This is a genomic window from Streptomyces sp. NPDC023723 (genome assembly GCF_040639815.1).
Taxonomy (GTDB): domain Bacteria; phylum Actinomycetota; class Actinomycetes; order Streptomycetales; family Streptomycetaceae; genus Streptomyces.
The window spans coordinates 18747-44137 of record NZ_JBFAAP010000020.1 but is presented as its reverse complement, the minus strand read 5'-3'; the positions used below and the strand labels follow the sequence as shown (position 1 = coordinate 44137).

The 25391-nt window shown below is 73.5% G+C and carries 22 protein-coding genes; 11 read left to right on the top strand and 11 right to left on the bottom strand.

Annotated elements, in window-relative coordinates; all coding sequences use genetic code 11:
• Window positions 1–10: 10 nt before the first annotated feature.
• Together AB0G32_RS21435 and pgm are read right to left on the bottom strand one after the other, a co-directional pair.
• A complete protein-coding gene (locus tag AB0G32_RS21435) occupies window positions 11–2587 on the bottom strand; it encodes a beta-L-arabinofuranosidase domain-containing protein (protein WP_361165322.1) in 2577 nt (858 codons plus the stop codon).
• Between the two features lie 217 nt (window positions 2588–2804).
• Window positions 2805–4445, bottom strand: a complete 1641-nt coding sequence (gene pgm / locus AB0G32_RS21430) for a phosphoglucomutase (alpha-D-glucose-1,6-bisphosphate-dependent) (protein WP_361165319.1) — start codon at window positions 4443–4445, stop codon at window positions 2805–2807.
• Between the two features lie 166 nt (window positions 4446–4611).
• Between pgm and AB0G32_RS21425 the strand changes: the two genes are divergently transcribed.
• Window positions 4612–4938, top strand: a complete 327-nt coding sequence (locus AB0G32_RS21425; protein WP_361165316.1) for a hypothetical protein — start codon at window positions 4612–4614, stop codon at window positions 4936–4938.
• A gap of 170 nt (window positions 4939–5108) precedes the next feature.
• Here AB0G32_RS21425 and AB0G32_RS21420 read toward each other — a convergent pair whose 3' ends face one another.
• The gene (locus AB0G32_RS21420) at window positions 5109–5591 is read right to left on the bottom strand and encodes a hypothetical protein (protein ID WP_361165313.1); all 483 of its coding nucleotides are present in this window, start codon (window positions 5589–5591) and stop codon (window positions 5109–5111) included.
• Window positions 5592–5750: 159 nt separating this feature from the next.
• On the opposite strand from AB0G32_RS21420, the gene AB0G32_RS21415 reads away from it, so the two are divergent.
• Window positions 5751–6425: a hypothetical protein gene (locus tag AB0G32_RS21415; RefSeq protein WP_361165310.1), complete on the top strand. Its 675-nt coding sequence runs from the start codon at window positions 5751–5753 to the stop codon at window positions 6423–6425.
• On the opposite strand, the gene AB0G32_RS21410 is transcribed toward AB0G32_RS21415, so the two are convergent.
• From AB0G32_RS21410 to AB0G32_RS21385, 6 genes are all read right to left on the bottom strand, one after another.
• Window positions 6355–7287, bottom strand: a complete 933-nt coding sequence (locus tag AB0G32_RS21410) for an STM4011 family radical SAM protein (RefSeq protein ID WP_361165307.1) — start codon at window positions 7285–7287, stop codon at window positions 6355–6357. The two genes, AB0G32_RS21415 and AB0G32_RS21410, sit on opposite strands and share 71 nt — an antisense overlap.
• A gap of 9 nt (window positions 7288–7296) precedes the next feature.
• On the bottom strand, window positions 7297–8703 hold the full coding sequence (locus AB0G32_RS21405) for an STM4012 family radical SAM protein (protein ID WP_361165304.1): 1407 nt from the start codon (window positions 8701–8703) through the stop codon (window positions 7297–7299).
• Window positions 8700–9548: an STM4013/SEN3800 family hydrolase gene (locus AB0G32_RS21400; protein WP_361165554.1), complete on the bottom strand. Its 849-nt coding sequence runs from the start codon at window positions 9546–9548 to the stop codon at window positions 8700–8702. Before AB0G32_RS21400 ends, AB0G32_RS21405 begins: the two co-directional genes overlap by 4 nt.
• 52 nt (window positions 9549–9600) lie before the next feature.
• Window positions 9601–10968, bottom strand: a complete 1368-nt coding sequence (locus AB0G32_RS21395; RefSeq protein WP_361165301.1) for an STM4014 family protein — start codon at window positions 10966–10968, stop codon at window positions 9601–9603.
• Between the two features lie 87 nt (window positions 10969–11055).
• Window positions 11056–11772 carry an adenosylcobinamide amidohydrolase gene (locus tag AB0G32_RS21390; RefSeq protein WP_361165298.1) on the bottom strand — a complete coding sequence of 239 codons (717 nt, stop codon included), beginning with the start codon at window positions 11770–11772 and terminating at the stop codon, window positions 11056–11058.
• Window positions 11773–11932: 160 nt separating this feature from the next.
• Window positions 11933–12991: a hypothetical protein gene (locus AB0G32_RS21385; protein ID WP_361165295.1), complete on the bottom strand. Its 1059-nt coding sequence runs from the start codon at window positions 12989–12991 to the stop codon at window positions 11933–11935.
• Between the two features lie 162 nt (window positions 12992–13153).
• Here AB0G32_RS21385 and AB0G32_RS21380 point away from each other — a divergent pair, with 162 nt between their 5' ends.
• Complete coding sequence (locus AB0G32_RS21380) at window positions 13154–13996, top strand: ATP-binding cassette domain-containing protein (RefSeq protein WP_361165292.1); 843 nt, start codon at window positions 13154–13156, stop codon at window positions 13994–13996.
• A gap of 36 nt (window positions 13997–14032) precedes the next feature.
• On the opposite strand, the gene AB0G32_RS21375 is transcribed toward AB0G32_RS21380, so the two are convergent.
• The gene (locus AB0G32_RS21375; RefSeq protein WP_361165289.1) at window positions 14033–15250 is read right to left on the bottom strand and encodes a globin domain-containing protein; all 1218 of its coding nucleotides are present in this window, start codon (window positions 15248–15250) and stop codon (window positions 14033–14035) included.
• An 83-nt stretch (window positions 15251–15333) separates the two neighbouring features.
• On the bottom strand, window positions 15334–15780 hold the full coding sequence (nsrR, locus tag AB0G32_RS21370) for a nitric oxide-sensing transcriptional repressor NsrR (RefSeq protein ID WP_361165286.1): 447 nt from the start codon (window positions 15778–15780) through the stop codon (window positions 15334–15336).
• A gap of 122 nt (window positions 15781–15902) precedes the next feature.
• Between nsrR and AB0G32_RS21365 the strand changes: the two genes are divergently transcribed.
• The 8 genes from AB0G32_RS21365 to AB0G32_RS21330 all read left to right on the top strand — a co-directional run bounded on the left by AB0G32_RS21365 (window position 15903) and on the right by AB0G32_RS21330 (window position 25235).
• Window positions 15903–16376: a hypothetical protein gene (locus tag AB0G32_RS21365; protein ID WP_361165283.1), complete on the top strand. Its 474-nt coding sequence runs from the start codon at window positions 15903–15905 to the stop codon at window positions 16374–16376.
• A gap of 201 nt (window positions 16377–16577) precedes the next feature.
• The gene (locus tag AB0G32_RS21360) at window positions 16578–17417 is read left to right on the top strand and encodes a formylglycine-generating enzyme family protein (RefSeq protein ID WP_361165280.1); all 840 of its coding nucleotides are present in this window, start codon (window positions 16578–16580) and stop codon (window positions 17415–17417) included.
• Window positions 17418–17571: 154 nt separating this feature from the next.
• Window positions 17572–18774 carry an ROK family protein gene (locus AB0G32_RS21355; RefSeq protein WP_361165277.1) on the top strand — a complete coding sequence of 401 codons (1203 nt, stop codon included), beginning with the start codon at window positions 17572–17574 and terminating at the stop codon, window positions 18772–18774.
• Between the two features lie 40 nt (window positions 18775–18814).
• Window positions 18815–19621, top strand: coding sequence for an ABC transporter permease (locus AB0G32_RS21350; RefSeq protein WP_361165274.1), 807 nt, complete (start codon window positions 18815–18817; stop codon window positions 19619–19621).
• Window positions 19618–20433, top strand: a complete 816-nt coding sequence (locus tag AB0G32_RS21345) for an ABC transporter ATP-binding protein (RefSeq protein ID WP_361165271.1) — start codon at window positions 19618–19620, stop codon at window positions 20431–20433. The genes AB0G32_RS21350 and AB0G32_RS21345 overlap by 4 nt, the downstream gene beginning before the upstream one ends.
• Before the next feature lie 51 nt (window positions 20434–20484).
• Complete coding sequence (locus AB0G32_RS21340; RefSeq protein WP_361165268.1) at window positions 20485–21465, top strand: aliphatic sulfonate ABC transporter substrate-binding protein; 981 nt, start codon at window positions 20485–20487, stop codon at window positions 21463–21465.
• A complete protein-coding gene (locus AB0G32_RS21335) occupies window positions 21462–22913 on the top strand; it encodes a sulfatase-like hydrolase/transferase (RefSeq protein WP_361165265.1) in 1452 nt (483 codons plus the stop codon). The genes AB0G32_RS21340 and AB0G32_RS21335 overlap by 4 nt, the downstream gene beginning before the upstream one ends.
• An 18-nt stretch (window positions 22914–22931) precedes the next feature.
• The gene (locus tag AB0G32_RS21330; protein WP_361165262.1) at window positions 22932–25235 is read left to right on the top strand and encodes a family 43 glycosylhydrolase; all 2304 of its coding nucleotides are present in this window, start codon (window positions 22932–22934) and stop codon (window positions 25233–25235) included.
• The last annotated feature ends 156 nt before the right edge of the window (window positions 25236–25391 follow it).

Genomic DNA, 25391 nt, shown 5'->3' with positions numbered 1-25391 from the left:
GCGGCGGGTTTCAGCCGGCGGCCAGGCGGGCCACGTCGGCGGCGGACAGTGCGCGGTTGTGCAGACGGAAGTCGCGTACCGCGCCGTGCAGATAGGGGTGGGTGGTGTTCTGGGAGCGGCCGAGGTAGTTGCGGGCGGTCGCGCCGAGCAGCAGCGGGCCGGAGACCATCGCGGGGTTGCGGCCGGCCTCGGCGCCGTCGACGTACAGCACGCCGGTGCCACCGCCGAGGGTGAGCGCCACGTGGGTCCAGCGGCCCACCGGCAGCGGTCCGGCGGCGTCGATGAAGTCCTCCCCCTCCATACCGGCGATGCGCAGCGCGGCGCGGGCCCGCTGGGCGCCGGTGGTGGCGGTGAGGAAGAGGTACGTCTCCTTGTGGTAGCCGAGGTCGAAGACCCGGGCCGAGGCGGCGAGTGCGTCGACGCGCACCCGTACGCTGATGGTCAGCTCGGTCAGACCGCTCAGCAGGCCGGCCGGGAGGGCGACATGGCCGTCCGTGCCGTCCAGTTCGACGGCCGGTCCGGCGGCGTCCCGCGTCCAGGTGGCCCCGCCGGTCAGGACGGCGGCACCGAACGCGCCGGTGGCGTCGCCGGCCGTGGTGCCGGTGCCCTCGTCCAGCGGGTAGCGGACGACGTCCCGTGCGCGGCCCTGGCGCGGGGTCACCGCCCAGTAGACGTTGTAGCGCTGGTGCTGCACCTCGTGGAACGGCCGCAGCGTCACCGTGCGGCCGTCGGCGACTGCGGTGAATCCGGTGGGCCGGTCCCCGGCCGCCCGCAGGGTGCGCGGGCGGATGGTGGGCAGGGTGGCCGGAGCGTCGTCGCCGTACTCCCCCGCCAGCACCAACGGACCGTAGGACAACGATGTCACCTGCGGGTTGTCCGGCGCCGGGGTCCAGACCGGCTCGCGCGGCAGGATCAGGTCGACGGTGTCGCCGGCGCGCCAGTGCCGGTCCAGCGAGACATACGTGCCCGGACGCGGCCGGGTGCCGACTTGACGCCCGTTGACCTTCAGCACGGGTGCGGTGCCGGCGTCGGCGACCCACCCGGGTATCCGCAGCCGCAGCGCGAAACGGGCCCGCCCGGCGGTGACGGTCAGCCGGGTCCGCCCGGTGGTGGGATGATCCGTCTCCTGACGGACCGTCACATTCTGCTCCACCCAGTGCACTTCGGACGGGATGAACAGGTTGACGTAGAGCGCGGCGGGGCGTCCGGCGCGGGAGCGGAAGTAGACGGTGTCGGCGAACTTGGTGTGCGTCTCCAGGCCGGTGCCGTGGTCACAGGAGAAGTTGTCGTAGTCCCCGCTGTAGCTGCCCGGGGCCGCGCCGAGGCCGTCCTTGGGCTCGCGCCGCGAACCGGCCCACAGCCCGGTGTAGTACGTGACGAAACCGTGCGCGGAGTCGGGATCCTGCTCGCCGAGCATCTGGTTGTACAGCGTCCACTCGTAGTGGTCCAGGTACTCGGCGCGCTCCGGGCGGTGCAGGAACAGCTCCCGGCCCAGCTTCAGCATGTTGTAGCTGTTGCAGTTCTCGCAGGTGACCTCGGAGAGCCGGCTGACGATCTCGCCGGGCGGACCGAAGAGCTCCTTGTCCGAGTTGCCGCCGATGGCGTACGAGTGGTGGCGCACGACGGTGGTCCAGAAGGTGTCGGCGATGGTCAGGTAGCGCTGCTCCCCCGTCGCCTCGTAACTGGGCACCGCGCCGACGATCTTGGCGATCTCGGTGTTGGCGTGCCGGCCGGCGAGTTCGTCACGGCCGGCGGCCAGCGGCGTGTACAACTCCTCGTGGTCGAAGCGGCGCGCGGTGCGCAGATGGGCGGGGTCGCCGGTCTCCAGGTACAGCCGGGCGAGCACGTCGTTCATGCCGCCGAACTCGACCTTCAGCACGCTCTGCATCCGCTCGTACGACAGCGGCGCGGTGCGGGCGTCGGCCCAGCCGGCCATCTCCAGCAGGACGGTCAGCGCCTGCTTGTTGCCGCTCAGCCGGTACTGGTCGAGCAGCCCCGCCATGATCTTGTGCAGGGTGTAGTACGGCGCCCAGGGCTTGCCGCCGGCCTCCAGCTGGTCGAAGACCGACTCCGGGAAGGCGGAGAGGTACCCCCGGTGGAAACCGGCGGCCGGCGCGGCCCGCTGGCAGTCCGCCAGCGCCGCCACCAGGGCGCGGCCCTTGTCGCCGTAGGCGGTGTCACCGGTGGCCGCGTGCGCCTGGGCGAGGCCGCTGAGCAGGTGGCCGGTGGTGTGGCCGCGCAGTTGGACATCGGGGGCCTCCCAGCCGCCGCAGGGCTCCGCCGTGGACGGCAGGCCGACGTTGCGGCGGAAGGTGTGCAGCAGCCGGTCGAGGTCGACGAAGAGCAGGTACGCGCAGGTGCGGCGCATGTTGGCGAGGAACGGGCTGTCGAGGAGCCGTACTTCGGACAGCGCGAAGGGGGCGAGCGCGGGCCCTTGGGCGGGGTCCTGGGCGGGGGATCGCGAGGGCGCCTCGGAGGCCGGCGCCGCCATGGCGGGGACCGGGAGGGCGGTGCCGGCCGCGGCGGCCGAGGCGGCGGCGATCACGCCACGGCGGGACGGTCTGGGAAACGCGCGGTGTGCGGACAATGTGCCGTGCTCCTTCGAACGGACAGCGCAACCTTTGAAACGTTTAAGTTCGTCGCCCGAGACGGTAAGTGGGAGCACAACGAGCGTCAAGACTTCACACAGGAAGAGATCAAGGGGCCCAGACGGCACGGGAATTGAATCGTTCAATGAACGGGAATGAAAAGCGCCGCCGACGGCGTCCTGGCTGCCGTCGGCGGCGCTCCCCGGCCGCGCGGGGTCAGCCGCTCAGTGCGGCGAGGACGACCTCCTTGGCCTCGTCCTGGACCTGCTTCAGGTGATCCGGGCCGCGGAAGGACTCCCCGTAGATCTTGTAGACGTCCTCGGTGCCCGAGGGACGGGCCGCGAACCAGGCGTTCTCGGTGGACACCTTGATGCCGCCGATGGCCGCGCCGTTGCCGGGCGCCTCGGTGAGCACCGAGGTCACCGGCTCGCCGGCCAGCATGTCGGCGGTGACCTGCGCCGGGGACAGCTTGGCCAGGCGGGCCTTCTCCTCGCGGGTGGCCGGGGCGTCGATCCGGGCGTAGGCGGGCTCGCCGAACCGCTCGGTGAGCGCGGCGTAGTGCTGGGACGGCGTCTTGCCGGTGACCGCGGTGATCTCGGAGGCGAGCAGCGCCAGGATGATGCCGTCCTTGTCGGTGGTCCACACCGAGCCGTCCCGGCGCAGGAACGACGCCCCCGCCGACTCCTCGCCGCCGAACCCGAGCGAACCGTCGACCAGCCCGTCCACGAACCACTTGAAACCGACCGGTACTTCGACCAGCCGCCGGCCGAGATCGGCGGCGACCCGGTCGATCATGCCGGAGGAGACCAGCGTCTTGCCGACGCCCGCGGCGGCGGGCCACCGGTCGCGGTGGGCGTAGAGGTAGGAGATGGCGGTGGCGAGATAGTGGTTGGGGTTCATCAGGCCGGCGTCCGGGGTGACGATGCCGTGCCGGTCGGCGTCGGCGTCGTTGCCGGTGGCGATGTCGAACCGGTCGCGCCGCTCGATCAGCGAGGCCATCGCGTGCGGCGACGAGCAGTCCATGCGGATCTTGCCGTCCCAGTCCAGCGTCATGAACCGCCAGGTCGGATCGGCCAGCGGATTGACCACGGTCAGGTCCAGGCGGTGCTGCTCGGCGATCCGGCCCCAGTACGCGACGGACGCCCCGCCCAGCGGGTCGGCGCCGATCCGCACCCCGGCGGACCGGATCGCGTCCAGGTCGAGGACGGAGGGCAGGTCGGCGACGTACGTGCCGAGGAAGTCGTAGCGGCCGGTGCCGGGCGCGGCGAGCGCCTTGGCGTACGGCACCCGGCGTACGTCCTTCAGGCCGGCCGCGATGATGTCGTTGGCCCGGTCCTGGATCCAGGAGGTCGCGTCCGAACCGGCGGGGCCGCCACTGGGCGGGTTGTACTTGAAGCCGCCGTCGGCCGGCGGGTTGTGCGACGGGGTCACCACCACGCCGTCGGCCAGGGCCGAGGTGCGGCCCCGGTTGTGGGTGAGGATCGCGTGCGAGACGGCCGGGGTGGGGGTGTAGCCGTCCGCCTCGTCGATCAGCACGGTGACGCCGGCGGCGGCGAACACCTCCAGGGCGGTCACCCGGGCCGGCTCGGACAGGGCGTGGGTGTCGGCGCCGAGGAAGAGCGGCCCGGTGGTGCCCTGCGCCTTGCGGTACTCGCAGATGGCCTGGCTGGTCGCGGCGATGTGGTCCTCGTTGAACGCCGCGTTCAGCGACGATCCGCGGTGTCCGGACGTGCCGAACGCCACCCGCTGGCCCGGCTCGGCCGGGTCCGGGTGCAGCGCGTAGTACGCCGTCACCAGCCGGGCGACGTCGATCAGGTCCTCGGGTCCGGCCGGCTGACCGGCTCGGTCATGTGGCATGCGCCCACTCCTCCGCATCGAATCGGGCGACCGAATCGGGCATTCGCTCGCCGCCCCATCTTCCCCCGCCGTCCTCCCGGACCGGCCCCGACCTGCCCTTCACGGCCTGTGCTTCGAGCCGTGCTCCGACTCCTCGGACTCTCAAGCTCGGGATTAGGGTGAGGGTGTGATCGAGGTGGAGGTGCGGCAACCGCTGGTGTCACCCGCGCACCGGTTCGCCGGGCGCCCCGCGGACGGGCCGGCGCCCGGCCCGTCCGACGAACGCGTGCGGCGGATCGGCTCCCTCGTCGGTGCCGCCGTCGCCCTGGACCGCGGTACCGGATCCGTGCCGTTCGCCGGGCGCCGTCCGGCCCGGCCCTGCGCCTGGCTGGACGTCACCGTCGCACCCGGCGCCCAGCGCGCGCGGCGCGGCGGGGGCGGGGTGCGGTGCGCGCCGCTGGGCGACGGGACGCTCACGGTGGGGCCGGCCAGGTTGTGGATGGGCGACGGGTGAGCGGCGGTGACCGGTGGAACGGTTGACGGAACGGCCGGTCGAGCGGCCGAGCGGCCGGTGGGACGACCGGTCGAACGGTCGGTGGGACGACCGGTCGAACGGTCGGTGGGGTGACCGGTGGGGTCGGCGACGTCGCTCCGTCGGGAGTGGCGGTGCCGCCGGCCCGGGGGTCAGATCCGCCCGCCGGTGAGCCGGGTGACGGGACCGTGGGCGTGGTGCGCCGAGCGGCGGCCGACCGCGTAGGAAGCGGCGGTCAGCGCCGTCAGGCCCGCACCCACGCCGGCGGCGATCACCTTGCGGTGGGCGATGACCGTCCAGGCCGTCTTGGCGACCCCGGCGACCTGGCCGGTGGTCGCTATGACCGCCTGCCGGCCCGCCTCGACGCCCTTGGCCGCGCTCTGGGCGGCGGCCGTGGCCGCACCGGCCGCGCGCTCCGCACCGGAACTCGCGGCTGACGCTGCGTCACCGGCCTTGCCGGCGGTCTTGTCGGCGGCGTCCTTCGCGGTCCGTGCGGCGGGCGCGGTCGCCTTGTCCGCGCCATGCCGCGCCTTGGCCGCGGCGGCGGTCGCCTTCGCGCTGTCCGGCTTGTTGCCGGACCGGGCGTCGGATGTGGTGTCGGGCTTCTGATTCGTGTCGTTGTTCGGTTCAGTCATGGACTCCGGTTTGCCCCTCGCTCCGCGCGCAAACGCCCGCCCCCGCGACTGTTTCGGCCGAAACCTGACCGAAACCGGGCCCAGCCGAGGACCATCCGTCCCGGACGGGTATGCCTGGCTCGTATGTCCGCGCGGGCGGGGAGCAAGGGGGCGGCTCCGATGGCGATGTGGCGCAGCACGACCGGCCGGCGCGACTCCCGCCGGGCCCGACGGCGGGAAACGGTACGGGTGTTGCGGGCCCAGGGGCGGCACGGGCCGGAGTTGCGGGAGGTGCTGCCGGCGCTGACCGGACTGGTCCTGGTGCTGTGCGCCGGGGTCGCGGGGATCGCGGCGGGCTACCGTTCCCTCGGCCTGGTGGTGCCATTGGCGGCCCTGGCGCTCCTGGCGGTCGCCGTACCGGTCGTCGTCGGACGGCTGCGCCCGCCGGCCCGGCGCCGGCGCGGCCGCTACACGGCGGAGGAGATCGCCGCCCTGGACGCGGAGGGCCTGGCGCTGGCGGTGTCCCGCATGCTGCGCCGGGACGGCTGGTCGGTCCGGCCGCCGTCCGGTGAGCGGGTCCGGCCCCGGGTGCGGGCCCGCCATCCCCGGGGCCACCGGCTGGAGGTGGCGTTCCGTCCGGTCGCCGAGCCGCTGCCCGACGAGGACCCGCCGCTCGCCCGGTCCCGCCGCGCGGACGCCGAGCCGCCGGTCCTGCTGATCGTGCACCGCGGCAGCTTCAGCGGCCGGGACGTGCGCTGGGCCCGGCAGCGGACCGGCGTCCGGCTCATGGACGGGGCGCTGCTGCGCCGTTGGGCGGACGACACGTCCCTGGACCGGCTGATCGACCTGTGGTGAGGGCGAGGGTGTGCGGGCGGGGCACGGCCGGTACGCGTTCCAGCACGCCGCCCGCGAAGACGTCGTAGAGGGGCAGCGTCTCCAGGTGGACGTAGCCGATGTGGCAGTCGCAGACGGCGAGCGGGCAGGGCCGGGGACGCAGGGCCGTCCGGTAGGAACCGTCGTACAGGTTGCCCAGTTCGGCGCGGACGAAGTGGCAGCGGCGGACCGTGCCGTCGCCGTCGGCCGAGATCACCGACTCCCCCGTGCGGCAGGGCAGCCCGGCGCTGGTGTGGGGGTGCCGGCTGTAGGGGAAGAGCGGGTCCAGCGCGGTCCAGGTCGCCGCCTGGGCGTCGTCGTAGCCGTGGCCCTCGGCGGCGTTGATCCACAGGTAGACGTGGTCGGGCAGCTCGGCGCGCAGCCGGCGGGCCGCGTCGAGGTGCTCGGGAAGACCGACCACTCCGACGCTGTACCGCACCCCGCGGGCGGCCAGCTCCCGGCACTTGGCGAGGAACCGGTCGTACGGCGTCTGGCCGGGATGGTACGTGCACCACAGGGCGAGGGTGGCGGGGTCGGCGTCGGCGAGCCAGTCGGTGCGGCAGCTGAGGTTGGTCTGGATCGCCACCCGGCGGATGTGCGGCAGGTGCGACAGCTCGGTCAGCGCCCGGCGGTACCAGGAGCGGACCAGTCCCTCGCCCCAGGGGGTGAACAGGAGGGAGAGCCGGTCGTCGGTGGCGGCCGCCGCCCATCCGGCGAACCGCGCCAGGGCGGCCCGGTCGGCGCGGAGCTGCTCGCGGCTGTCGCGCCGCTTGGCGAACGGGCAGTACGGGCAGTCGTAGTCGCAGGAGGCGAGCGGCCCGCGGTAGAGCACGGTCAGGTCCATGGGGTGCGGTCACTTCCGCGCGTAGGCGGCCATGGCGGCCCGTACCGCCGGGGAGAACAGCTCGGGCCCGATCGCGTCGGAGTGCGCGAGGCCCTCCGGGGTCAGCCGCAGGACGGTGCCGGGGGCGGCGTCGTCCGTCAGCCAGCCGCGGTCCGCGAACCGCTCCAGCTCGGCGGCGAAGTCGTCCTCGGGCCGGCGGCCGAAGCGGGCCCGGTAGTCGGTGACGTCGAGGCCGTCGGCCTGGAGCAGCGACTGGAGCAGGTGCCGGCGACGGGACTCGGCGGCGTCGATCCGGCGGCCGTACTCGGCGTGCCCGAAGTCGGCGGCGGGGCGGGAGACGTAGTCGTCGATGATCGCGCGGATCTCGTGCATACCGACCGCGTAGTCGAAGGAGTAGTGCAGCCCGGCGGTGTAGGAGCGGGCGCCGCAGCCGAGGCCGATCATGCCGTCGGTCTGGCAGGCGTAGTCGTCGGCGCCCTGCGGCGGGGCGTCCGCGCGGCGGAACATCCGCATGGACTGCTGGACGTAGCCGTGCGCGAGGAGGTGGTCGCGGCCGGCCCGGTACAGCCGCAGGCGCTGCGTGTCCCAGGCCGGGTCGGTGCCGTCGGCGCGGCGGCCGAGGCCGGTCAGGGGGCGGATGTAGAGGGGGTAGAGGTACAGCTCCTCGGGCCGCCAGGCCAGCGCCGCGGCCAGCGAGCGCAGCCAGGTCGTCTCGGTCTGGCCGTCGATGCCGTAGATCAGGTCGATGTTGAGGACCGGTGTGCGGACGTCCCGGACCCGGCCGAGGGCCGCCTCGACGTCCGCGCGGCGCTGGGGGCGTACGGCGGCCCGGGCCTCGGTGTCGTCGAAGCTCTGCACGCCGAGGCTGAGCCGGGTGGTGCCGCGCGCGACGAGGACTTCGAGCCGGTCGGCGGTGGCGGTGGCGGGCGACGCCTCGACCGACAGCGGGACGGCGGTGAGGTCGGCGCCCATGCGGTGTTCGGCGATGTCGCAGAGGCGCTCGAGCTCGGTGGCGGTGAGGAAGGTGGGGGTGCCGCCGCCGAAGGCCGCGGTGGCGAAGCGGACGCCGGTCGCGCCGAGGGCGTCCCGTACGGCGCCGGCCTGGCGCTCCAGCGCGTCCAGGTAGGCGGTCGTCAGACCGTCCGAGGCGCCGATGCGGGTGAAGAGGTTGCAGAAGCCGCAGCGTATCTCGCAGAACGGGATGTGCAGGTAGAGGGAGAGGGCGTCCTTGGGTTCGGCCGCCCACAGGGAGCGCAGCTCCGGGCGGTCGGCCAGGCGCCGGTAGGCGGTTTTGTGGGGGTAGGCGTAGACGTAGTGCTGGTAGGGGCTCTGGTCGGGGCTCGCGCCTTGGCCGGTGGCGGGGGCGGATGCGGGCGCGGGGGTGGGCGTGGGCGTGGGCGTGGGGGCGATGGTCATCGGGCGGCTCCGGCGGGGGCGGGGGTCTCGGGGGTCTGTCGGGCCTGGGAGTCGAGGACGAACTGGGCGTAGGGGACGGTCCATACGGACTCGTGGCCGAGGCGGTGGCCGGTGTAGCCGTCGTCGCCGTACGCCGTGCCGTGGTCGGAGCAGACGATGGCGAAGCACCGGCGTCTGCTGCTCGCGGCGGCGAACAGGCGGCCGATGTGCCGGTCCACGTACTCCAGGGCGGCGGCGTGCGTCTCGCGGGTGTCACCGCTCTCGCGGCCGGCGCCCGGCAGGTGGAACCAGTTGGGCTGGTGCAGGGCGGAGACGTTGACGAAGAGGAACAGCCGTCGCTCGCGCGGCAGTGCGCGCACCACCTGCTCGGCGCACGCGATCTGGTGCTCGAAGGAGGTGGGGGAGGTGACGCCGAACTCCGGTTCCCAGTGCGACTCGTGGAACATGCCCGGCAGCACCGAGCCCAGCGGGCCGCGCTTGTTGAAGAAGCCCACTCCCCCGACGCACACCGTGTGGTAACCGGCCGCGGCCAGGCCGGAGACGAGGTCGGGGGTGTCGTAGACCCAGGTGCGGTCGGCGGTGGTCTCGCTGCCGGCGAAGCTCGCCGCGAAGAGACGCGGGTGCGGGCCGGGGGCGGCCGGGGTGGGCAGGAAGCCGGCGAAGATCGCCTGGTGGGAGGCGTAGGTGAAGCTGCCGGGGGCGTGCCGCCTCTCCCAGCGTCCGCCGGGCAGATGGCGGGCGAGGTGCGGGATGCGGCCCGCCGCGGCGAGTTCGGCGGCGACGTCGTGGCGCAGGGTGTCGAGGGTGACGAGGAGCAGGTCGTGGCTGCCGACGATGTCGCGCATGTCGGGTTCGGCCGGGGCGGGGTGGGGCCGGCGGGGTGACTGGGGCATCGGGTCAGGCGCTGGCATGGTGCTGGTCCGTTCCGTGCGGGTGCCGCGGGGCGGTCGCCCGCGTGGGAGGAGGCGCGAGACGTCCCGCGGGGTGGGCGGCGATCCGCGGTGCGGCGCCGGGACCGCCGTACCGGACGGCGGCCACCTGGGCCGCGTAGGTGTCCAGGCCCTCGGCGCCGCTGCCGGGCAGGCCGGTCAGGCGGGGCAGCAGATCACCGAAGGCGTTGACCTCGCAGACCACGAACCGCCGCCAGCCGCTGACCGGCAGCAGGTCGACGCCGACGCAGAGGGTGCCGGGGAAGCAGGCCGCGGCCCGTTCGCACACGTCGAGTGCCTCGGCCCAGGACCCGCCCGCCGCCTCGATCGCCGCGCGGGCCGCGTCGAGGTCGCCGCGGGCGCCGCCGAGGTGCAGGTTCGTCATGGGCGAGGTGCTGGTGCGGACCACCGCGTGGGTGGCCCGCCCGGCGATCACGACGACCCGCAGGTCGGCCGCCCGGCCGCCCTGCGACGCCTTCGGCACCCACTGCTCCAGGTGCAGTCCGTCGGGGGCCAGGGTGTCGACGACGGCGGCGATGTCGGCCTCCCGTTCGTACCGTCGCACCTTGAGGGAGTTGAACAGCCTGCCGTCCGGGGCGAGTTCGACCGAGGTGGTGGCGCGGACCCGGCCCCGCGCCGATGCCTCCACGGCCAGGACGCCGGACGCGGACGAGCCGTGCGCGAGCTTCACGAACAGCCGCGGCATCCGGTGCGCACGCATCAGCCGCCGTACGTCGTCCCAGCCGTGCACGGCGGGGGGCTCCGGTGCGGGTGTCGCGGAGGCGGGTGTCGCGGAAGCGGGTGTCGCGGAAGCGGGTGTCGCTGGTGCGGGTGTTGCCGAGGTGGGTGTTGCCGAGGTGGGTGTTGCCGAGGTGGGTGTTGCCGAGGTGGGTGTTGCCGAGGTGGGTGAGAACGGCACCGGTACGCCGGCCGCGTCGAGGACGGCGTGGCAGCGGCGTTTGTCGAACAGGACGGCCAGTTCGTCCGGGTCGTCGAGGCGCTGTCCCCCCGCCAGGCCGCGCACGGCGGCCAGGAAGCGCGGGTACCAGCGGGCGGTGCCCTCGACCCGGGTGGGATCGTCGACGCCGCGCAACTCGCGGTCCACGCCGGGATGTTCGCCGGGCGAGTCGAGCCGGACGATCTCGTCCTGCGCGAACTGGGCCCCGCCCGCGCGCAGCACCTCCGTCCAGGACACGACGCGCGGGGCGGGCAGCTCGGCCTCGGCCACCGCCGCGGCGAACAGCGTCACCCGCCGGTTCTCCGGATTGCCGACGACCGCGAGCCGGGGGAGATGGTCGGGTGGCAGACGGTCGGGTGGAAGACGCCAGGAGAACATGTCCGCAGTTCTACCAACAGGCACTGACAATGAACTGGCCGGCCGCTCCGAGCGGGTGGCGTGGTCCGCGGCGCGGCGGCGCGGGACTCAGGGCAGGCGGGACGACGTGGGGCGGGACGTCTCCGGGCCGGCGCGCAGAGCGGCCCGGACCGCGTAGTGGGCGGCCCGGGCCAGCCGGGCGCCCCATTCGGAGCGGGGGCCGGCGAAGGCGTGCGCCGGGGCACCGGAGTGCGGCGTGCGCGCCGCGACGCAGACGGCGTCGGTCGGGGTGCCGGAACAGTCGAGTCCCGCGTCCAGCAGTGCCTGGACCTTGGCCTCGGTGACCGTCATCACCGCGTTGACCAGCGCCGCGTCGGTCAACGGGACCGGCACGGCGGCGACGATGTTGATCGTCCCCGGCGGGGCGGCTCCGGCACTCCCCCGCGCGGGGGACGCCGCCCAGCCGCGCACCGAGACACCCGCCGTCGCCACGGCCTCCGCTCCCTCGTCGTGGGCGTGCCCCGGGTCGCCGACCTCGGCGGCCGTCATCAGGCCGACGCCCGGTCCGGTGACCCCGGCCTCGCGGGCCAGGCCGGCCAGGTGCCGGGCGGGGTCGGTACGGCGGTAGCCGTGCGCCACCTGGGCGTTGAGCACCCAGGTCCGCTCGGCGATCCCGCCGCCCAGGACGGCACTGGAGACCATCCGCCAGCCCGGACCGGCCCGCCAAAGCAGCGCGTGCAGGCGTTCACCGTCCTCCGCGCGGACCAGGTGCTCCCAGTCCAGCAGGCGGGAGCCGGTTCGGGGCGGCGGCAGGACGGCGGGCACCGGGGTGACTCCTTGGCGGTCAGAGGCGTACGGGGCTTGCGGGACTTGAGGGGTTTGTGGGACTTGAGGGAACCGAACGATCCTACGCGGCCCGCCGGACGGGCCCAGGCGCTGCTCCTGGAGCCGGTACTCCTGGACCCGGCGCTCTTGGTCCGCCGGCCTAACCGCCGCGTGGGTCGAGTCGGCGCAGGGCCCGGTCGGTCTCGCGGGCCGCACGTTCGGCCGTGGTCAGCGCGTGTGCCGCCGTGCGGTGCCGTTTCTCGGCCTGGCGCTGTTCCCGGTCGGCCCGCCGGGATTCCGCGCGGGCCTCGGTCAGCCGCTGTTCCGCCGCGGACACCTGCTCCCGGGCCTCCTCGCGCCGCTCGCGGGCCCGGTCCAGACCGGCGTCCGCCTCCGTCGCCTCGGTGCGCGCGGCGGACAGCTGCCGCGCCGCCGCCTCGGCCGCCGCCCGGGCCCGGGTGAGCCGCTCCTGCCGAACCCGTCGCCGTTCGGCCAGTTCATCCAGTTCGTTCAGTTCGTTTAGTTCGTTCAGTTCGTTCAGTTCGCCCTTGCTCGCGGCTCCGGCCTTGCCTCGGACCGCGGTTCCCGCCTTGCCTCGCCGGTCAGCCGTGCGGTCCCCGCCCCGCCGCCGCCCCTCGGTTCCCTCGCCCCGGCCGCTCCGTTTCGGTTCGGCCGGGGGCCGGTCCGGTGCCGGTGCGGCCGCTTCGCCGGAGGGGAACGCCGACGGCGGGGTGAGGGCGGTGTGCAGCCGGCCGGTGGCCCAGCGGTCGGCGGCCCCCTGGTCGGCCAGTACCGCGCCGAGGGTCGACTCGACCTCCCGCCGGACCGCGCCGGAGAGCGGGTACCCGGCGGCGTCCGCCAGGTCGGCGGCCTGCCGGGTCAGCGCGGCGACCAGGCGCCGCCGCGCGGCCAACGACTTCAGTTCGGCGGCGTCCAGGGTGCGGTACGCCTCGCGCAGGGCGCGGCCCAGTTCGAGCAGTTTCGCGGACTCCTGCGGCCGGGAGCGCAGCAGGAGGTTGGCCGCCCAGGCCGCCAGCGTGGGGCGGCGGGCGGCCCTGATCAGGCGGACGGCGTCGCCGCGACCGGCCCTCCCGGCCTCGGCGGCCAGTTCCGTGCGGCGGGTGACGAAGTGCGGCGGCGGCGTGGTGTACAGCTCGTCGAGCGCCGCGGCCGTCTCCTGGTCCGCGCCGTCGGTGCGGCGCGTGCTCCTGCGTTGCACGGTCACCAGGCTCCACCGGACCGCACACCGGCGCACGCCGTACTACACCCTTCCGCGCCTGCCGAGACCCGTCCAGGACTCGGACGCCCCGGCAACAGCATGGCGTTTGCACCTACCGTGTGCCGACGGACGGCGCAGTCCGTGGTGGAGAGGAGTGCACACATGACCGGGGAGACAGCGGAGCACACGGTGGACGGTCAGGACACGGCCGTCGTCCTTCTCCAGGACGTCGATGTCCGCCGTTTCACGACCGACCAGGTGATCCTGGACGGCATCGACTGGTCCGTGCGGGCCGGGGAGCACTGGGCCCTGCTCGGTGCCAACGGCGCCGGCAAGACCACCCTGCTGCGCCTGCTCGGCGCGCTGATGCACCCCACGGCCGGCCGCGTCGAGGTGCTCGGCGCCCGGCTCGGCCGGGTGGACGTCCGCGAGCTGCGCGCCCGGATCGGCCACGTCTCCTCCGCGCAGCGGGTGCCGGAGAACCTCGGCGCGCACGCCGTCGTGCTGACCGGCCACACCGGCACCGTGCAGCCGCTGTGGCGGATGTACGACGACGAGGTCCGGCAGCGGGCCCGGGAACTGCTGGCCGAGATGGGCATCAAGGAGCTGGCCGACCGCCCCTACGGGGTGCTGTCGGGCGGTCAGCGGGCCCGGGTACTGATCGCCCGGGCGCTGATGGCCGACCCGGCCCTGCTGCTCCTGGACGAGCCGTTCAACGCCCTGGACCTGCCCTCCCGTGAGGACCTCATCGAGGCTCTGCACCAGTTGGCGGAGGGTCGGCCGCGGCTGGCCACCGTGACGGTGACGCACCACCTGGAGGAGCTGTCCCCGGTCGTCGGACACGCCCTCCTGCTGCGGGAGGGCCGCGTCCTGGCCCGCGGGCCCGTGACGGAGGTGCTGACCGACGACCGGCTCACCGCCTGCTTCGGACGGGACATCACGGTGGCCCGGCGCGAGGGCCGCTGGGCGGCGTGGTCCGGCCGGTCCGGGTACGGGCGCCCGTAACCGACGGCCGCCGCGGCCGGTACCCGCCGCCGACCACTACGCCGCCGCCGGTTCCCCCGGCCGGCCCAGCCACAGGTCGGGGCCGAAGACCTCGTAGTGGATCGCCTCGGCGGGCACCCCGCGGCGCAGCAGGTCGCCGCGGACGGCCCGCATGAACGGCACCGGTCCGCACAGGTAGGCGGTGAGCCCCGGGGGCAGTTCGACGGCGCCGAGGTCGGCGCGGCCGGCCGCCGCGGACTCCGGCGCCGGGTCGCCCAGCTCCTCGTAGAACAGGTGCAGCCGGGCGTCCGGCAGGGCCCGCACGAGGGCCAGCTGTTCGGCGCGGTGGGCGTGGCCGGCCGCGGTGCGGTCGGCGTGCAGCACGGTGACCGGGCGGGTCGAGCCGGTGGTGACGAGGTGGTCCAGCATGCTCACCATCGGCGTGACGCCGATGCCGGCGGAGACCAGCAGCAGCGGCCGGTCGCCCTGCTCCAGCGCCAGGTCGCCGAAGGGCGCGGACACCGTCAGGACGTCGCCGGTACGGGCGTGCGCGTGCAGCCAGGAGGAGACCTCGCCGTCCGGTCCCCCGGCGCCCCGCACCCGCTTGACGGTGATGCGCCACTCGGGCCGGCCGGGGGCGGTGGAGAGGCTGTACTGGCGTATCTGCCGGGCGCCGTCCGGGAGTTCGGTGCGCACGCTGACGTACTGGCCCGGGCGGAACGGCCGCGGCGGGCTGCCGTCGGCGGGGCGCAGCAGGAAGGAGACGGCGTCGGGGGTCTCCTCGTGGCGGGCCACGATCTCCATGGGCCGCCGGACGTCGCCCGCGGCCACCTCGGCCTCCTGGTAGAGCCGGGTCTCGACGGCGATCAGGGCGTTGGCCATCAGCCAGTAGACCTCGTCCCACGCCGCGCCGACCTCGGGGGTGACGGCGTCGCCGAGCACCTCCGCGATCGCCGCGAACAGATGACGGTGCACGATCTTGTACTGGTCGGCGGTGATGCCGAGGGAGGCGTGTTTGTGCGCGATCCTGGACAGGAGGGCGTCCGGCCGGTCGTCGGGGCGTTCCACCAGCAGGCCGGCGAACGCGGCGATGGATCCGGCCAGGGCCCGCTGCTGCTCGCCGTTGGCCTGGTTGCCCCGGTTGAAGAGGTCCGTCAGCAGTTCCGGGTGGGCGGCGAACAGCTTGCGGTAGAAGAGCCGGGTGATGTCGTCGATGGCGGCGCCGACCGCGGGGAGGGTGGCCCTGATCACCGGGACGGACTGTTCGGAGAGCACAGCGACTCCTGCTGATTGTTGTTATAACTGGTAGATGATCTTCGTATTTTGTTGGGTGCGGGGCGGGCCTCCGCCGAGGCGGTTCAGAGCGAGGGCCGGTCCGTCAGGCCGATCAGGACCGGACCGGTCGGCGAGGCCACCAGGTCGGCGACGGTCAGCGGGTCGAGGGCGGCGTAGAACGCCTCCTGCGCGGCGCGCAGCGCACCTCGCAGCCGGCACGCGGCCCGCAGCGGGCACGGCACGTCACCCTCGCACTCGACCACCTCGCCCTCCCCCTCCAGTTCCCTGACCAGCCAGCCCACGGAGGACCGCCGCCCGAGGTCGGTCAGCGCCAGTCCGCCGCCACGGCCTCGCCGGGCCTGGACGACACCGAGGTGCTGGAGTCGCGTGACGGCCTTGGCCGCGTGGGTGTAGGGCACACCCATGGCGTCCGCCACCTCGCGCGTGGTCAGCGGGTCGTCCCCGTCTCGTACCACCGCCAGGCGCATCACGGAGCGCAGGGCCAGGTCGGTGAATTTGGTCAGCCGCACGTTTCGGAGGCTATCAAATACGCATGTAGCATTCGCCTTTAGAGAGCGGTTCTGGTGTTGTGCGGTGCGTCACGGTGGCCAGAGCGGAGACCACGGTGGCCGGAGAGGAGACGGTGAGGAACATGACGACGGAGGACGGCGAGGGCGAGGGCGCGCCCCTCCCCCGGTTCCTGTGCGACACCTCCGCGCTCGCGGCACTGGCCGACGCCCCGGCCGGGGCGCTGTGGAAGCTCGCCGAGACCGGCCGGCAGCTCGACGCAAACGTGGTGCGTCTTCCGCCGGGCGCCCGCGTCGCCCCGCACACCGAACCGGACCTCGATGTGCTGCTGCTGGTCCTGGGCGGCGACGGCACCCTGCTGGGCGCGGACGGCCCGGCACCGTTGCGGGCGGGCGGCCTGACCTGGCTGCCGCACGGCGCGGTGCGCGGCCTTGAGGCGGGCGGGAACGGGTTGACGTATCTGACCGTGCACCGCCGCAGGCCGGGCTTGCGGATCCAGCCCGCGCACGCGGCGGAACGGCTGCGGCCCGCCCCGGACCGCCCCACCGGCCCCGCAGAGCCCGAAGCCCCCACCGGAGCCTCACCTTCCGTGTCGTAGCCTCGGGGCATGCATCGGTCCGAGGCGGGAGGTCATGTGGCAGGGTCCGAGACGGAGCCGGGAGGCTGCTGCGCACCGTCGGCGGGTCCGCGCGCCCTGAGCCTCTCCTCCCGGCCGGCGGCCGAGGCCGGCACGGCCCCCGAGCGGCCCGGGCGCTCCAGGCACCCCGAGCGCCCCGGACCGCCGCAGCACCCCGAAGGCATGGTCCGTCTCGACGGCGGCCCGTTCCTGATGGGGACCGACGACGAGGACGGGTTCCCGGCGGACGGGGAGGGCCCCGTGCGCGAGGTGACCGTCTCGCCGTTCTGGATCGACGTCCACGCGGTGACCAACGAGCGCTTCGCCCGCTTCGTCGACGCCACCGGCCATGTCACCGAGGCCGAACGGTTCGGCTGGTCCTACGTGTTCGCCGGGTTCCTCCCCGCTGCCCTGCGGCGCGGCGCGGCCCGGCCGCCGGCCACCCCGTGGTGGTGCGGGGTCGAGGGGGCCCACTGGCGCGCCCCCGAAGGACCGGGCAGCGACGTCGCCGACCGCGCCGGCCACCCCGTGGTGCACGTCTCCTGGAACGACGCGGCCGCCTTCGCCCGCTGGTCGGGACTGCGGCTGCCCACCGAGGCGGAGTGGGAGTACGCCGCCCGGGGCGGCCTCGAGCAAGCCCGCTACCCGTGGGGCGACGAACTGACCCCGGGCGGGGAGCACCGCTGCAACATCTGGCAGGGCCGCTTCCCCACCAAGAACACGGCGGAGGACGGCTACCGGGGCACCGCGCCGGCCGCCGCCTATCCGCCCAACGGCTACGGGCTGCACAACATGGCCGGGAACGTCTGGGAGTGGTGCGCGGACCGCTGGGGCACCGAGCACGGCACCCGCCCGCGCACCGACCCCAGGGGCCCGGCGCGGGGCACCTCGCGGGTGATGCGGGGCGGTTCGTACCTGTGCCACCACTCGTACTGCAACCGCTACCGGGTCGCGGCGCGCACCGCCAACACCCCGGACAGCAGCACGGGCAACCTCGGCTTCCGCTGCGTACGGGACGCCTGAACACTTCTTGCGGTTCGCTGCGGTTCCTTGCCGTTCCTTGCGGTTCGTTGCGGAACATTGCGGCGTATTGCGGCCCGTTGCGGCCGCATGAAGGATCACCACGGATTTTTTCCGGGCTGTTGACGTTAAAGCCTGGCGTCCCCATCCTGACGGCATGGCATCCGACCACCAGGGCCCCCTCGCACGGCTGCGGCGCGGGCACGAGGAGCTCGTCCTCAGACTGCTGCGCACCCACGGCCCGCTCAGCCGTGCCGAGCTGGGCAGGCTCAGCGGCCTGTCCCGCACCACGCTGTACGACATCGTCGTCGCCCTGATGGACGGGGGCGCCGTGGTCGCCACGGCGCCCGCGCCCGCCGAGCGCCGGCGGGGCCGCCCGGTCGAGACGCTGAGCCTGCACCCCGAGGCCGGTCAGGTGATCGGGGTCGACTTCGCCCGGCGCGCGGTGCACGTGGCCGCGGTCAACGTGGCGCACGAGGTGATCGGTTCGGCCAGTGAGGCGCACTCCGCCGGCCTCGGCTGGGAGGCACGGGCCGATCTGGCCGAGCGGCTGGTCGCCCGGCTGGCCGGCGGATCGCTGCGGCTCGGCGTGCTCAGCGGGGTGGGCGTCGGTGTGGTCGGCCCGGTGGACGACCTGTCGGCCGCCGCCGAGCGCACCGAGGGCGCCACGCACCCGAAGCCCTCCCCCGCCCCCACCCGCGCCGACCTCCCGGTCCTGCTGCGCAAACGCTTCGGCGCCCCCGTGCTCGTCGACAACAACACCCGGCTGGCCGCGCTGGCCGAGGCGACCTGGGGCGCGGCGGCCGGGGTGCGGGACGTGCTGTACCTGCGGCTGTCGTACGGGGTCGGCGGCGGGCTGGTGACCGGCGGGACCCTGCACCGCGGAGCGCACGGGCTGTCCGGCGAGTTCGGCCACATCACGGCCGAGCCGGGCGGGCGCCGATGTTCGTGCGGCAAGGACGGGTGCCTGGAGACGGTCGCGTCGATCGGCGCGGTCCTGGAGGCCCACGGCGGCGCGGCGGATCTGGCCGCCTTCCTGGCCGCGCTGCCCGACGACCCGGCCGCCGTCCGCGTACTGGAGTCGGTCGGCACCCGGGTCGGCACGGTACTCGCCTCGGTGTACAACGCGGTCGGTCCGGAGGTGACGGTGCTCGGCGGGGAACTCGCCGAGGCCGGTCCGGTGCTCTTCCGTTCCGTCGAGAAGGCGCTGCGCGCCCACCTCATGCCGATCTCGCGGGCCAGAGCCGACCTGCGGTCCGCGACCCTCGGCGAGGCGGCCGGCGCACTCGGCGCCATCGCGCTCGTCCTGCATGAATCGCCCCTGCTCACCCACTATCCCGCGCCGGACTCCCTGGAGTGAACGTGAAGACCCAGCACCCTAGGCACCCGCAGAGGCCGCCATGGCTGTGATCACCGCACCCGACAAGACACCCGCCGCGTCCGTGCCCCGCCGGGGCCGGCGCACCCCGCCCGTGCTGCTGCTCAACCTCGTCGCGCTGCTGGCCGGCGTCGCCGTGTGGGCGATCGCCGCCGCGACCCAGCTGGTGGACGTCCCCGGACCGCTCTCGGTGGGCTCCCGGGCCGTGGAACTCGTCCAGGACGGCACCCTGCTGACGGACGCGCTGGCCAGTCTGCGCCGGGTGTTCCTCGGGTTCGCGCTCGGCACCGCGCTCGCCGTGCCGGTCGGGTTCGTGATGGGCTGGTACCCGGTGGCGCGCGGTCTGCTGGAACCGTACGTGCAGTTCTTCCGGACCGTGCCGCCGCTGGCCATCATCCCGCTGGCCATCGTGCTGATGGGCATCGGTGAGACGCCGAAGGTCTTCGTCATCTTCCTGGCGGCCTTCCTGTCCAGCGTGGTGGCCGCCTTCCAGGGCGTGGTCGGGGTGGACCGCACGCTCATCAACGCCGCCCGGGTGCTCGGCGCCCCGGACCGGGTGGTGTTCCTCAAAGTGGTGATCCCGGCCGCGACGCCGTTTCTGCTGGTCGGTATGCGGATCGGGCTCGGCGCCGCCTGGGGGACCGTGGTGGCGGCCGAACTCATCGCGGCGGACAAGGGGTTGGGCTACGAGATGATGCACGCCCAGACCTACTACGACATTCCCACCATCTTCGTGGGGCTGATCACCATCGGGGTGATCGGACTGCTGATGGACCGGCTGCTGCTGCTCGCCGAACGACGTCTGACCGGATGGCAGGAGCGACGATGAACACCCCCGTGCACACCCCCCTGGACACCCCCGGGACGAAGACCGCCGCGAAGATCTCCTTCCGCGACGTGGTGAGCAGGTTCCCCGTGAAGGGCGGCGACTTCACCGCGCTGAACGGGGTGTCGCTGGACATCGGTGACCAGGAGTTCGTGACCGTCGTCGGCCCCTCCGGCTGCGGCAAGTCGACACTGCTCAACCTGGCCGCGGGGCTGCTGGAGCCGACGGCGGGCAAGGTGCTGGTGGACGGCGCGCACGTCACCGGGCCCGGTCCCGAGCGCGGTGTCATCTTCCAGCAGTACGCGCTGTTCCCCTGGCTGACCGTGCGCGGCAACGTCGAGTTCGGGCTGAAGCTCACCGCACTGCCGGCCGGCGAGCGCCGGCGGCGGGCCGAGCGGGCCATCGACCTGGTCGGGCTCTCCGACTTCGCCGACGCGCTGCCCAAGACCCTGTCCGGCGGCATGAAGCAGCGCTGCGCGATCGCCCGGGCCTATGCCGTGGACCCCGAAGTGCTGCTGATGGACGAGCCGTTCGGGGCGCTCGACGCGCTGACCCGGGTGCAGCTCCAGGACCAGTTGCTCGAGACCTGGACCCGGGACAAGCGCACGGTCATGTTCATCACCCACGATGTCGACGAGGCCGTCTACCTGGCCCGCCGGGTGGTCGTGATGGCCGCCCGGCCGGGCCGCGTCCATCGGATCATCGACGTGGACCTGCCGTATCCGCGGACCGAGGAGCTGCGGCTGTCGCCGGAGTTCGCCCGCATCCGCAACGACGTCTGGCACTCGGTCTACCACCAGGCCCCGGCCGCCTGACCCGCCCGCACCTCGCAACCACGACCCGCACCCCTTAAGGACCACCCTGTCATGAGCATGTCCCGACGCGGTTTCATCTCGGCACTCTCCGTCACCGGCCTGTCCCTCTCCGTCGCGTCCTGCGGCTCCTCGGACGGCGACGGCGGTGACGGCTCCAGCGTCCGGTTCGGTTACATCGCCGACTACAACGGCGCGAGCCTGCTGGCCATCGCCGACGACCAGGGCCTGTGGAAGAAGCACGGCATCTCCGCCTCGTACAAGGTCTTCGTCAACGGCCCGATCCAGATCCAGGCGCTCGGCACCGGCAACCTGGACTACGGCTACATCGGCCCCGGCGCCATGTGGCTGCCCGCGTCCGGCAAGTCGAAGATCGTCGCGATCAACACCCTCACCTACGCCGACCGGGTCATCGCCCAGCCCGGCATCACCTCCGTCAAGGGCCTGAAGGGCAAGAAGGTCGGCGTCCCCGAGGGCACCTCCGGCGAGATGGTGCTCAACCTGGCGCTGCAGCAGGCCGGCATGACGATGGACGACATCAACAAGGTGGTGATGGACGCGACGACGATCGTCACCGCGTTCGCGTCCGGACAGATCGACGGGGCCGGCATCTGGTACCCGCTGATCCCCACCATCAAGGAGAAGGTGCCCGACCTGGTCGAGGTGGCCAGCACCAAGGAGATCGGCGGCAGCTTCCCGACCGCGTTCGTCGCGGGCAACAAGGTGAAGGACGCCACCAACGAGAAGGTCATCAAGGTGCTCCAGGAGGCCAACGACTGGCGGGCCGCGCACAAGGACGAGTCGATCGCGCTGGCCGCGAAGCTGCTCAAGGTCTCCGAGGACAAGGTGAAGGCGGACGCCGCCAACGTGGAGACCATGACCACCGCCGACCTGGTCGCCAAGACCAAGGACGGCACGGTCGCCACCTGGCTGGACAGCATGAGCGACTTCTTCGTCAAGACCGGCCAGCTGAAGAAGGCCCCGGCCGCGGACTCGTTCTACACCGCCGACCTCTACACGAAGGCGGGCGCGTGAACCTCCTGTTCCTGATGACCGACCAGCACCGGGTCGACACCCTGGGCTGTTACGGCAACCCGCACGTCGCCACCCCGAACCTGGACCGGCTGGCGGCCACCGGCACCCGCTTCGACCGCTTCTACACCCCGACCGCCATCTGCACCCCGGCCCGCGCCAGCCTGCTCACCGGCCAGGCCCCGTTCCGGCACCGGCTGCTCGCCAACTACGAACGCAACGTCGGCTACCTGGAGGACCTGCGCGAGGACGCCTTCACCTTCCCGGCCGCGCTCGCCGAACGCGACTACCAGCTGGGCCTGGTCGGCAAGTGGCACGGCGGCACCCACCGCAACGCCGCCTCCTACGGCTTCGACGGCCCCGACCTGCCGGGCTGGCACAACCCGGTCGACCACCCCGACTACCTCGCCTACCTGGCCGAACGCGGGCTGCCGCCGTACCGCATCACCGATCTGGTGCGCGGCACCACCCCGAACGGCAATCCGGGCAACCTGCTCGCCGCCCGCCTCCAGCAGCCGGTGGAGGCCACCTTCGAGCACTACCTCGCCACCCGCGCCATCGAGCAACTGGACAAGTACGCCGCCGACGGCCGCCCGTTCTACCTGGCCACCCACTTCTTCGGCCCGCACCTGCCCTACCTGCTCCCGGACGCGTACTACGACATGTACGACCCGGAACTGGTGGAGCTGCCGCCGTCCATCGCGGAGACCTTCGAGGGCAAACCGCCCGTGCAGCGCAACTACAGCGCGCACTGGACCTTCGACACCATGCCGATCGAGGTGACCCGCAAACTGATCGCCGTCTACTGGGGTTACGTCACCCTCATCGACGAACAGATCGGCCGCATCCTCACCCGCCTCGACGAACTCGGCCACACCGACGACACCGCCGTCTTCTTCACCGCCGACCACGGCGAGTTCACCGGCGCCCACCGGCTGCACGACAAGGGCCCGGCGATGTACGAGGACATCTACCGGATCCCCGGCATCATCCGGGTACCCGGCCAGCAGCCGCAGGTCAGGGATGAGTTCGTGTCCCTCACCGACTGCACCGCCACCATCCTGGAGCTGGCCGGCGCGGACCCCTCCCCCGCCACCGACAGCCGCAGCCTGCTGCCACTGGTGCGCGGCGAACACCCGGACTGGCCGGGCGAGCTGCTGGCCGAGTTCCACGGCCACCACTTCCCCTACCCGCAGCGGATGCTGCGCGAGTTCCGCTACAAGCTGGTCGTCAACCCGGAGTCGGTCAACGAGCTGTACGACCTGCACGCCGACCCGCACGAGCTGGCCAACCGGTACGAACACCCCGAGCTGGCCGGTGTGCGGCGCCGCATGATGCGCCGCCTGTACGACCTGCTGCGGGACCGCGGCGACAACTTCTACCACTGGATGACCCCGATGTACGACATCGGCGCCTCGGACTACGACCCGACGCTGAGTTCCTTCGAGTAGGAAGGCCCGGCAGACACCATGACCCGAAGAACCGGCCGCACGGCCGCGGTCCTCGCGGCCCTGCTCCTCGCCGCCCTGCCGTCCACCGGCCACGCGGCGACCAGCGCGCCCCCGGCGACGTACACCAACCCGGTGACCGCCGGCACCGTCGACACCTTCCCCGACCCGGCCGTGATCCGCGGCAAGGACGGCTACTGGTACGCCTACGGCACCCAGAACCCGGTCTTCCAGACCCGGGGCGAGACCGGCGAGCGGATGCTGCCGATCCTGAAGTCCGCCGACCTGACGCACTGGGAGTACGCCGGGGAGGTGTTCACCCCGGCCACCCAGCCCGCCTGGCACGGCGGTTCACGCCTGTGGGCGCCCGACATCCGCTACACCGACGGGCACTACAGCCTCTACTACTCGGTGCCCGACAAGGACACCGTCGGAGTGGCGACCGCCCCGACGCCGACCGGGCCGTGGACCGACCGGGGCGCGGTGCTGGCCAGTGACAGCGGCTGCGCGACCGGCGACATCGACCAGGCCCGGTTCACCGACGAGGGCGGGCAGACGTACCTGTACTGGGGCAGTTACGACACCATCTGCGTGGCGCGGATGAACGCGGAGCGCACCCGGACCGTGGGCACGGTCACCGAGGTCGCCCAGGGCCGCCGCGTGGAGGGCGGCTTCGTGGTCCGCCGCGACGGCTACTACTACCTCTTCTACTCCGACGCGGGCTGCTGCGACGGCGCCTACAGCGGCTACCAGGTCAAGGTGGGCCGCGCCACCAGCCCGACCGGTCCCTTCACCGACGACCGGGGCGTCGACCTGATGGCGGCCACCAGCAAGGGCGGTGTGGTGGTCGGCGCGAACGGCGACCGGTGGATTGGCACCGGCCACAACTCCCTCCAGACCGACCTGTCCGGGCAGGACTGGCTCGTCTACCACGCCGTCCCCGCCGACGACCCCGACCTGGACCTGGTCCCCGGCATCGACCGCACCCTCAGCCGCCGCCCGATGCTGATCGACCGGCTGGACTGGATCGACGGCTGGCCGGTGGTGCGGGCCGGCGCCGGTCCCTCGACCGGCGCCGAAGAGGCCCCGGTCAGCACCTGGGACGCCGGCGGTGACTTCAACGACGGCTCGCTGACCGGCTGGCGGGCCCGGGGCGCCGGTGCGGGCGGCTGGGCCACGGCGAGCGAACCGGACGCGGGCGGGTACGCGACCCACTCCGGGGCCGCCCCGGCCCAGCTGGTGTCGTCGGACACCGCGCCCGCGAAGGTGCGCGCCGAGGCCGATCTGCGGGTGACCTCGGCGGACGGCGGCGCGGGCCTGCTCCTCGCCTATCAGGATGCCCGTGACCACGTGGTCGCCTGGCTCGACCGGGACCGGGGCGCGCTGGTCACCGACGTCCGGGTGGCCGGGGTGAGCCGCGGCGAGCAGGTCACACCACTGCCCGCGGACTTCGCGTGGGACACCTGGCACAACGTGACCGCCGAACTGCGCGGCCGGCAGCTCACCGTGGAGGTCGGCGCGGACCGGCTGCGCGACGCGCTGGCCACCCAGCGGCGTACCGTGCCCGCCGCCGCCGTCCGGGCCGGGAAGGTCGGGGTCGCGGCGCGCGGTGCCGGGGCGCAGGCGGACAACGTGGGTGCCGTGCGGCTGTACACACCGGTCACCCGGCGGGTCGCCGAGCCGCGGCCGGGACGGCTGCTGACCGGCTACAGCGACGAGTTCGACGGCACCGCCCTCGCCGCCGGCTGGAGCTGGGTGCGGGGCCCGGCCACCGGGGCGGGCACCGGCGACGGCGCACTGTCCTGGCCGACGCAGGCCGCCGAACTGCACCTCGCCACCAACAGCGCCTCGGTGCTCACCCGGGACGCCCCCGAGGGCGACTTCATCGTCGAGACCAGGCTGCGGCTGGCCTCGGGGCCGGGCAACCAGCAGGCGGGCCTGGTGCTGTACGGCGACGACGACCACTACTTCAAGCTGGCGCACGCGGTGCTGCCGGTCAGCCACACCGACGGCAAGGTGACCCATGTCACCGAGTTCGCCAAGGAGGGCGCGCGGCCCACCACCACACCGCCGACGCCGGTGGCGTACGGGCCGATGTTCGGCGGTGCGGCGGCCCCGACGCTCTGGCTGCGGCTCGCACACCACGCCGACGACGCGGGGGACGAACACGAGGTCCGGGCCGCCACCAGCACCGACGGTGCGCACTGGACCTGGACCGGGACCTGGACGCTCCCCGCCGAACCGGCGCTGCGGATCGGCCTGGTCGCCCTGAACACCGCCGGCGCCACCGCACACTTCGACTACGTCCGCACCTACCGGAGCTGAACCCCCGGCGAAGGAAACATCACAAGGAGGTTTGGATTCACAGGAAGTGGAAAGGCGCGCGGAATGTCTATCGCCTTCGCCACTCCCCCAACTCCAGTAAGACGCGTCATCACCGGTTCGCGTTGCTCACGTGACGCGGTGGGGGCGGTGTGACGG